The sequence below is a fragment of the Streptomyces sp. NPDC057638 genome, assembly GCF_042800315.1.
In the GTDB taxonomy this organism is placed as follows: domain Bacteria; phylum Actinomycetota; class Actinomycetes; order Streptomycetales; family Streptomycetaceae; genus Streptomyces.
In genome coordinates, this window is sequence record NZ_JBHVHF010000310.1 from 1 (window position 1) to 8,896 (window position 8,896).

Annotated in this window: 7 protein-coding genes and 1 pseudogene; all 8 read left to right on the forward strand. The window is 73.4% G+C overall.

What is annotated here, in order from left to right; genetic code table 11:
* The first annotated feature begins 206 nt into the window (after positions 1–206).
* Complete coding sequence (locus ACFVIM_RS29195) at positions 207–773, forward strand: hypothetical protein (protein ID WP_384307468.1); 567 nt, start codon at positions 207–209, stop codon at positions 771–773.
* The gene (locus tag ACFVIM_RS29200) at positions 674–1,648 is read left to right on the forward strand and encodes a DUF5954 family protein (RefSeq protein ID WP_384307480.1); all 975 of its coding nucleotides are present in this window, start codon (positions 674–676) and stop codon (positions 1,646–1,648) included. Before ACFVIM_RS29195 ends, ACFVIM_RS29200 begins: the two co-directional genes overlap by 100 nt.
* Positions 1,649–1,987: 339 nt before the next feature.
* A complete protein-coding gene (locus ACFVIM_RS29205; protein WP_384307470.1) occupies positions 1,988–3,232 on the forward strand; it encodes a TetR/AcrR family transcriptional regulator in 1,245 nt (414 codons plus the stop codon).
* Positions 3,229–3,864 (forward strand): transcriptional regulator, encoded by a 636-nt coding sequence (locus tag ACFVIM_RS29210; RefSeq protein ID WP_384307472.1) that lies wholly within the window; start codon positions 3,229–3,231, stop codon positions 3,862–3,864. The genes ACFVIM_RS29205 and ACFVIM_RS29210 overlap by 4 nt, the downstream gene beginning before the upstream one ends.
* 102 nt (positions 3,865–3,966) lie before the next feature.
* Positions 3,967–5,685, forward strand: coding sequence for a pyruvate, phosphate dikinase (locus ACFVIM_RS29215; RefSeq protein ID WP_384307474.1), 1,719 nt, complete (start codon positions 3,967–3,969; stop codon positions 5,683–5,685).
* Positions 5,686–5,921: 236 nt separating this feature from the next.
* Complete coding sequence (locus ACFVIM_RS29220; protein WP_384307476.1) at positions 5,922–7,457, forward strand: alpha/beta hydrolase; 1,536 nt, start codon at positions 5,922–5,924, stop codon at positions 7,455–7,457.
* Between the two features lie 431 nt (positions 7,458–7,888).
* Positions 7,889–8,299 carry a hypothetical protein gene (locus ACFVIM_RS29225; protein ID WP_384307478.1) on the forward strand — a complete coding sequence of 137 codons (411 nt, stop codon included), beginning with the start codon at positions 7,889–7,891 and terminating at the stop codon, positions 8,297–8,299.
* Positions 8,300–8,425: 126 nt separating this feature from the next.
* Positions 8,426–8,878: pseudogene (locus ACFVIM_RS29230) on the forward strand (amino acid transporter); the annotation flags it as partial.
* Positions 8,879–8,896: the final 18 nt, after the last annotated feature.

Below are 8,896 nucleotides of genomic sequence, written 5' to 3' on the forward strand. Positions count from 1 at the left end.
CGCCCCCAAGACGTTCCCCCGCGGGCGGCGGCCACGGCGCGTTCCGGCCGCGCCTTCACCACGTCCCACACCGCTGGATTCGGTCCCGCCCCGTACGGGACCGCCTGCCTCAAGGCCAACTGCCCGGCCGCGCCGCTCACCCCGGCCGACGACGGCGACGCCAAGGCCGCGGTCTCTCTCGCGGACGCCGCGGGAACGGTGTCCACGTGCTCCAGTCCGATGGGAACGAGTCCGTCACCGAGTCCGTCACCGCGTTCGCCGCCGTCGGTGCCGACGTGCGCTCCGGGCTCGGATCCGTCGGTGACGTCGGCGACCACGTCATCGACGCGATCGTCGGCACGCGCCGCCGGAAGGGGAAGTTCACCTCGCTCGCCGACTCCCTCGGCGCGGTCGATCCGCCCGCGCGTTCGGTCCACGCCGACCTGTTCGCCCGCCCGGGTGTCGCTCCGCTCGCCCATCCACCGTGTGACCAGGGCGGCGACCGAGGTGGTGAGCCGCTCACCCGACCGGGTCGCCGTGGTCTCGCGGGAACGCGCCCCGGCGAGGGGCAGGGATGGGCAGGATGGGGGCCATGGAGGATGAACATCTCAGTCCGTTTGAGGCACGACCCATGGTGGTGCGGGTGCCGGTCGATCCGGTGGAAGCCGCGGTCGAGGCCGACGCGAGCGACGCGCTGGCGCGCTACGGCGATCTGGCGGTGCGCGGCCCCCGGTTCGGAGTGCTCGCCCAGGACCCCTCGGAGGCGCCCGAGTGGCGGGTGGTGGTCTCGGTGACGGCCATCACCCCGCAGGAGGCGCGGGACGAACTGCACTCGATGCTGTGGTTCCGCGCGAAGGACGAGGCCAAGGACGTCGCCGAGCGGCGGTCGCTCCTGGCGGCGGTCGCCCGGCTGGAGCGCGAGCGCGCCGACGATCTCACGGCGGCCGGGACCCGTTTCCGTGTGGTCCGCGCCGAGGAGTACGCCCGTACCGGCCCTGACGGGATGGAGCCGCCGCGTCCGACCGATCCCGAACCCCTGGTCCCCGACTGGTCTCCCACTCTTGATCCGTATGTCGACGACGGCGCGGTCGTGGACCCCGACGCACCGGTCACCCCGGCGCAGGCCGCGGAGCGGCTGTCGTTGCGCGATCTGTGCTACACCGGCGGCCGGTTCCCGGAAGCGGTCCTTGAGGACTCCCTCAAGGCACTGGACACCCACCGGGACATCGTGCTGCTGCCCCCGACGTTCACCGTGGTGGAACGGAGTCCGAACGGATGGCGGCCGCACAGCGGTCCGCACGCCACCGCGCACTCGGCCCGCAAATCCCTGGACTTCTCGCTGACCTGGGAGTGGCCGCGCAAGCACGGTCTCCTGCCCGCCGACCCGGACGGAGAGTTCGGTGTCCGGCCCCTGATCGTGGACGATGACACCGACGTGTCGGTGCCGGAGCTGGCCGTCTATGTCGAGGCCGTCCGCGAGCTGCGGTCCGGCCGGGTCATCGAGCTGACGTTCCAGGACACCACGTACCAGATCGCGCGCACCTGCCGTCTGCTGCGCTGGAGCCCCGTGGGTCCCGAGGGGCCGCGTCCGAGCGATATCGAGCGTCAGGATCCCGACCGTATGCATCCGCCGCTCGATGAGAACGGGGTCATCCTGCCCGAGGACTGAGAGCTTCTCCGGAGCCCCGCCGGGGCGTCCCCGGCCCCGGTGAGGCTCTCCTGGGACTCACCGGGGCGAAGCTTCCTGTGCCTCGCCCGAGCGGGTGTCGCTTCCCGGGCCTCGCCCCCGGGCACCCGGCCGGGCCGGGGAAGCCGCCACCCGCGCGGGAGACCGTCCGGGGGCAGGGAGCGTCACCGCGTTGCCGAGCTGACGGAGCCTCATAAGTCCTCGTCCCATGCCCCGGTCCATCGACAACGCGCATTCACATGTTCTCATCATCGGGATGATCTGTGTATCGTTCCCGTACCGGCGGAAGTTCGGGCGGAGTTCTGGAGGAGGGGGTCGACGATGGTTCGGTTGTCCCGGGCCCAGCAGCAGGAGCGCACCCGCGCCACCGTGCTGGCCGCGGCGAGGGCGGAGTTCACCGAGCGGGGCTACGCCGCGGCGAAGGTCGACGGGATCGCCGAACGCGCCGAACTGACGCGTGGCGCGGTGTACTCGAACTTCCCGAGCAAACGCGCCCTCTATCTGGCGGTCCTGCTCGACCTGGTCGGCGACACTCCCGTCGAACACCCCGCCGTCGACGGAGGTCCCCCGCCGCCCCAGGCCCCGCCCCCGCCCCTCGCCGGGACACTCGGCGCGTTCGCCCGTGCCCGACTCGGCCGACTGCCCCTGACCGGCGACATGACCGCCGTCGATCAGGTGCGGTCGCGCTCCCTGGCCGGTGTGCTGGACGGCGGGCCGATCCGCGCCGCGTTCGGACAGCTGGCCCGGCTGGAGGCGCTGCTCCTGGCACTCGCGCTGGAGGCACGGAGCCCGGACGGGGTGCCACCGGTACGGCAGGTGCGGCGGGCCGAGCTGGTCCTGCGGCTGCTGGACGGGCCGGGCGCGTCGGTCGATCCGGCCCTCGGGTCCGGCGACCCCTTCGACATCGCACAAGCCTGCGCCCATCTGGGCGGACTCGCCCTCGCCGACTCCTGGGACCCGCCGCACCTGCCCCATGTCCCCGCGGCACGCGCCTGCCGGGAGCCATGGAACCCACCGGAGGGAACACGGGATCTGATCACCGGCCTCCCGGTCGGGTGCGCCGAGGACGGTGTGATCGCGCTCCTCGGCAGCCACCGTCTGGAGGCCACGGAGGAGATCGTGCGCGCCGCGCGGGCCGGGGACCAGGTCACCGTGGCCGTGGCCACGGCCGACCCGGCCGAGATCGGACGCCTCGTCCGGCTCAGGGTCGGTGACATGACCAGCGATCTGCGGCGGGTGTTCCCCCCGGACGCCTGTCCGCGCCTCCGTCTGGTTCTGGACGACCGTGGTCTGCTGGCGTCGGCCCTCGGTGTACCGGACGCCGACGACACCACCGAACACGCGGTACGCGTCCACCGGGGCGCACTCGTCGCCCGAGCCAAGGGCCGGGGCGCCGGACACGCCGTCGCGACCAGCGCGACCAGCGCGACCAGCGCGACCAGCGCGACCAGCGCGACCAGCGCGACCAGCGCGACCAGCGCGACCAGCGCGACCAGCGCGACCAGCGATCGTACGGCCTCCCCGGCCATCTCCCACACCACCACTCCGGAGGGGACCGCGTCATGACCCAGCCCATCCCGTCCTCCCCCGCTACCGGCGCCGACCTCCTGGTGCTCCACGCCCTGCGCTACGCCGGTTTCTCGGGTCTCGCGGCGGTGGCCTCGGTGACCGGACTTCCCGAGCCCGATGTGGAGTCGGAGCTGATCGACCTCGCCGTGGCCGGACTCGTCACCCACACCGCGGGCGACTTCGGTGGCTGGGGCCTCACGGAGACGGGCCGGGCCGTGGACGCGGAGCGGATCGCCGACGAGCTGGCCACGGTCGGCGCCCGGCCCGCGGTGACCGCCGCCTTCGAGCGGTTCCTCGTCCTCAACCCCGAACTGCTCGACCTCTGTGCGGCCTGGCAGTTGCGCCCCGTGGACGGCGTCATGACACTGAACGACCACACCGACCCCGCCTATGACCTCCGGGTCCTGCGCAGGTTCCTGGAGTTCGACCGGCGTGCCGAGCCCGTCTGCGCGGAGCTGTCCACGGCGCTGCCCCGCTTCCACCGCCATCGCGTCCGGCTCACCGACGCGCTGGCGCGAGCGGAGGCCGGGGACCGGCGGTATCTGACGGAGCACACCTCCTCGTACCACGGCGTGTGGTTCCAGTTGCACGAGGATCTGCTGGTCACTCTCGGTATCCCGCGCCACTGACCCGGCCCGCGGTACGGCCCGACCCGAATCCGCCCATCCGCCCGGCCGTCCGACCCACGGCCACGACCACGACCACGACCACGACCCGAGGATGACACCGCGATGGCATGGATCCACCAGCTCTCGGCGGAGACCGGGGCACCGGTGGAGGTGCTCGGGGGCAAGGCCCATGGTCTCGTCGTCCTCCTGCGTCTCGGTCTGCCCGTGCCGCCGGGGTTCGTGATCAGTACGGAGGCGTGTCGTGCCTTCCTCCGTACCGGGCGGCTCCCCAGCGGCCTCGACACCGAACTCGCCACCGCCGTCCGCGCTCTCGAAGCCGCCACGGGCCGCGTTCTCGGCGGACCCGGACGGCCACTGACGGTCTCCGTCCGCTCCGGCGCGAGCGTGTCGATGCCCGGCATGATGAGTACCGTCCTCAACCTCGGGCTCACCACCGAGGCCACCAGCGCCCTGGCCGACGAGACGGGCGATCCCCGTTTCGCGCTCGACGCGCGGCTGCGGTTCCTGGCCGGTTTCGCCTCCGTCGTGCTCGGCGTCGACGGCGGGGACGCCCGGAAGAGCCTGGAGGACGGCGGCCGGGAGGGCCTGACGTCCGCCGTACGGGGCTCCGGCACGGGCCGTCCGGCCGGGACCCTCCAGCCCGCCGGACACCCCGCGCACGTGACGGACTTCGAACACGTCGTACGAGAACGGAACGGCGCGCCCGTGCCCGAGGACGCGCACCGGCAACTGGAGCTCGCCGTCGCGGCCGTCTTCTCGTCCTGGCACACACCACGCGCGCGGACCTACCGCGCACTGCACGACATCCCGGCCGGTCTCGGTACCGCCGTGACCGTCCAGGCGATGGTGTACGGGAACCGTGACGAGCGCAGTGGGACGGGAGTCGCGTTCAGCCGCGACCCCAACACGGGTGAGCGGGTGCCCTACGGGGAGGTCCTCTTCGGCCACCAGGGCGAGGATGTCGTGTCGGGCCGGGCGCTGACCCGGCCGCTGCGGGAGCTGGCCGACCGGGAGCCCTCCGTGTGGGCGCGTCTGCTGGACGCCCTGGAGCGGATCGAGGAGCACTACCGCGACGCGTGTTATGTGGAGTTCACCTTCGAGGCGGGCGAGCTGTGGCTGCTCCAGGTGCGCCCCGGGCGATTCGTCGGAGGCGCCGCCGTCCGGGTCGCGGTCGATCTCGCGGAGGCGGGCACGATCGGACGCGACGAGGCGATCCTGCGGGTCTCCCCCGAGCAGCTGCGGCAGGCCCGCACGCCACGGATCGCGGTGAGCGACGCGGGGGACGTCCTCACCCGGGGGCTGGGCGCCTCGCCCGGTGTCGCGGCCGGCCGGCTGGCGACCACGGCCGACAGCGCGGTCCGCCTGGCCGCGCACGGGCCCGTCGTCCTGGCGCGTCCGGAGACCTCGCCGCTCGATCTGCACGGTCTGGCCGCCGCCGCGGGTGTCGTCACCACGCGCGGCGGGCCGACGAGTCACGCCGCCGTCGTGGCACGGGCGATGGGCAAGCCCGCCGTGGTGGGCGCGGTGCGCCTCACCGTCGACGCCGCCGCCCGCCGGGTCCGCGTGGGTGACCGCGCGCTGCCTGAGGGCACGCTCATCGCCATCGACGGAACGGGCGGTGAGGTGGTCCTCGGGGATCCTCCCGTCGTCGTGGCGGCGGCCGGTCCCCCGCTGCACCGGCTGCTGGACTGGGCCGACACGGTCACGGGCGACACCACGGACCGCGACCCGATACGGCGCCTCACCGAGGCGCGCGCCCTGCTTCTGAAGGGCGTGGCCGGTACGGGGCGTGACGGACCGACGGAGGCTGGAGCACCCTGACGCGTCCGGGGACCCGTTCAGAGACCCGTTCAGGGACCCTGGCACCCGACCCGTCCGGGAAACCTCGGGGACCCGACCCGTCCGGGGAACCTTGAGGCCCGACCCGTCCGGGACCCGAGGGCCTGACGGACCCGGGGTGAAGTCCCCCGGTACGACGCCGGACCCGAGCGGCGCGGTTACCTGCCCATCATCCGTTCATCGAGGGCTCATCACACACGGCCGCCACAGTGACGCCCATGAACACGATCAACATCATCACGCGCGGAGGCGGGGGCGGTTCACCGGGCGGGGCGGTCGGCCCGGCCTCCTCGGCCCCGGGGGCGGGCGGCCGCGTCCTGTCCGCGCTCCTCGCCCTCATGGCCTCCGCCGCGCTGACCGCGCCCGCCGCCGTCGCGGCCCCCGGCACCGGGGACGGCCGGAAGGCGGTGCCCACCGTCGGCGCCGCGCCCACGGCGATCCGCTGGGGACCCTGTCCCCCCAATGACCCCATGCCGGAGCCGGGACCGCGGGTACGGTGCGGAACCATCGACGTGCCGGTGGACTGGTCGAGGCCACGGGGACCCCGGACGAGCGTCTTCGTCGCCCACCACCGGGCCGCCGACCCCGCACAGCGGATCGGGGTGCTGATGACGAACCCGGGCGGCCCGGGGAATCCCGGGGCCGACTCCGCGATGTACGCGGACCGTGAGTTCTCCCCGGAGCTGCTGAACCGTTTCGACGTGGTCTCCTTCGACCCGCGTGGCATCGGCCGCAGCGAGGGAGTCCGTTGTGACGAGTCCATCGCCGCGAAGATCCCGTACCGGCCGGACGACGCCGCCGAGTTCGAACGGCTGCGCACCCTCAACGGCGAACTGGCGCAGAGCTGTCTGCGGCGGTCGGGCCCGCTCGCCGCCCATATGGACACGGAGAGCGTCGCCCGTGACATGGACGCGATCCGTTCCTCCCTCGGAGAGCGGAAGGTCAGCTTCCTGGGGACCTCCTACGGGACCTCCATCGGTGAGCGGTACGCGCGTCTCTTCCCGGAGCGGCTGCGGGCGCTGGCGCTCGACAGCGCCGTGGCCCCGGGCGCACTGAGCGCCGAGCGGTTCCTCACCGACGGCGGCGTCGCCGTCGACGGCATCTTCGAGCGGCTCGTGGCGGACTGCGAGAAGGACACCTCCTGCGTCCTCAAGGGCCGGAAGCTGGTCTCCGTCACGCGGGAGCTGTTCGCCCGCGCCGACGCGGGCACGCTCCGCGAGCCGGGCCCCGGCGGGCCCACCCAGCGGACGATCGACACCGACCAGCTCGTGGGTGTCCTCTACTTCGCCCTGCGCCAGTACATGCCGGGGTCGGCGACGGAGTGGCTCGCCGCGCTGCACAGCGGTACGGGCGAGGTCCCCCGGTACGACGCCGGACCCGAACGGGCCTGGCAGCTCGTGCTGTGCCGGGACAACGACCTCCGGATCCGCGACTTCGCCGAGTACCGGCAGATCCGGGAGCGGGTGGCGAAGGCCGCCCCGAACGTCCGCTACAGCTCCCAGGCGCTGGACATGGTGCTCGGCTGCCAGGGCTGGCCGCCGCCGAAGCCACGGTCCGAGCCGGCGCGGGGCGCGCTGCCACCGGTGCTCGTGGTCAACGCCACGCACGACGCGGCGACACCGCTGGCCGGTGCCCGGCGTATGGCGGCCGCCTTCCCGCAGGCGTCTCTGTTCACCGTGGACATGGTGGGTCATGGGTTGTACGGAGTGGAGTCGGCGCGGCGGGCGATCGACCGCTATCTGACGAGCGGCTGACGGGTAACTGACGAGTGCCCCGCCCGCTGTCGCAGCCGCCCGAAGCCTGAGAGCGGCCGCCTTCGCCCGAAGCCATCCACCACTCTCCGCCACCCGGTGTCCGCCCGGGCGCCGTGGCGGGGCACCTTACCGGCACGGTGGACCGGCCCACCGGGTGCGGCGCGTACGGGTGCGTACGCGCCGGGGTGACCCGCTCCCTCTGAGGACGGCCCCGGGGCACGCGGTGGCCCACCTTGCGGCGGGGCGCACCCGGTCAGGGCACGGGCCGCGGCGGCCCTGCTGGCGCCGACCGGCCGACCGCCCCGAGGCCCGGGCCCGGGGTCGCTCCGGGGCCTCCCCTGGCCTCCGGATGGCCGGGACCAGGCCCGGGATATCGTGGTCCGTTCAGCGCGGCCCCGCGAACGGGGCCGCTCAACCGGGGGAGGAACGCCATGACCACCGTGGTCCGTCTGGTCACTCATGTCGATCTGGAGGGCAGCACCGCCACCACCTTGTCGGTGTCGGCGCGGCTGGAGGCCGTACTGGCCGACGGCCGCGGTCTGGTGCTGCTCGACGATCGCGGCTGGACCTCAAGCTGGCTGTCCACCGCGGGCGACTCCCCGGAGTTCTCGGACGAGGACTTCGAGGAGACCGCCCGGATGGTGGTCGGGCCGGACGAGCCGGCCGACGATGAGACACCGGAGCAGGCGGCGGCTGGACACTGGGGCTATCTCGCGGACAGCCTGACGCGGCGCGGGGCGGCCACGGACGCCCGGAGCCTGGAACGGCTCCCGCACGACGTCGTGCTCAGTGAGCGCCTGCACGCCTGGGTCCGGGACCAGGATCCCCAGGTCGCCGGATGACACCGCTCCGGGCACCCTTCCGCCGTGGGCCCCGGCTCCGCTCGGGACAGCGCGTTCACCGTTCCTCCGGCCGAAAGAACGGAACGGGCACGGCGCTGGCCCCCTGACCGGGCCGGTCGCCTGAACGGACGGCGCCACGACGCCCCGGCCTCCTTCGCCCGTACCGACCGGCGCGGTGTGCCCATCGCGGCGATCCTCTCCTCCGTGCTCTTCGGCTTTATCGCGGTCTTCTTCAACTACCGCTGGCCCGAATCGGTCTTCGCCTTCCTGCTGAACACCTCCGGCGCGGTGGCGCTCTTCGTCTGGCTGGTGATCTGCTGCACCCAGCTGAGGATGCGGGGCATCATCCTCCGGGAGACACCGGAGCGGCTCACCGTACGGATGTGGCTCTTCCCCTGGCTGACCGGGGCCACCATCGCGGTCATCCTGTTCGTGATCGTCTATATGGTCTTCGACGCCGGGGCACGGGAGCAGATGCTGGTCTCGCTGCTGATCGCCGCCCTGGTGGTGACCGCCGGAGTGGTCCGCCACCGCGCCCACCGCGCGACGGTTCCCCGGGAGCGGGGCCTCAGGCCCTGAGAGACATACTCCTCGGCC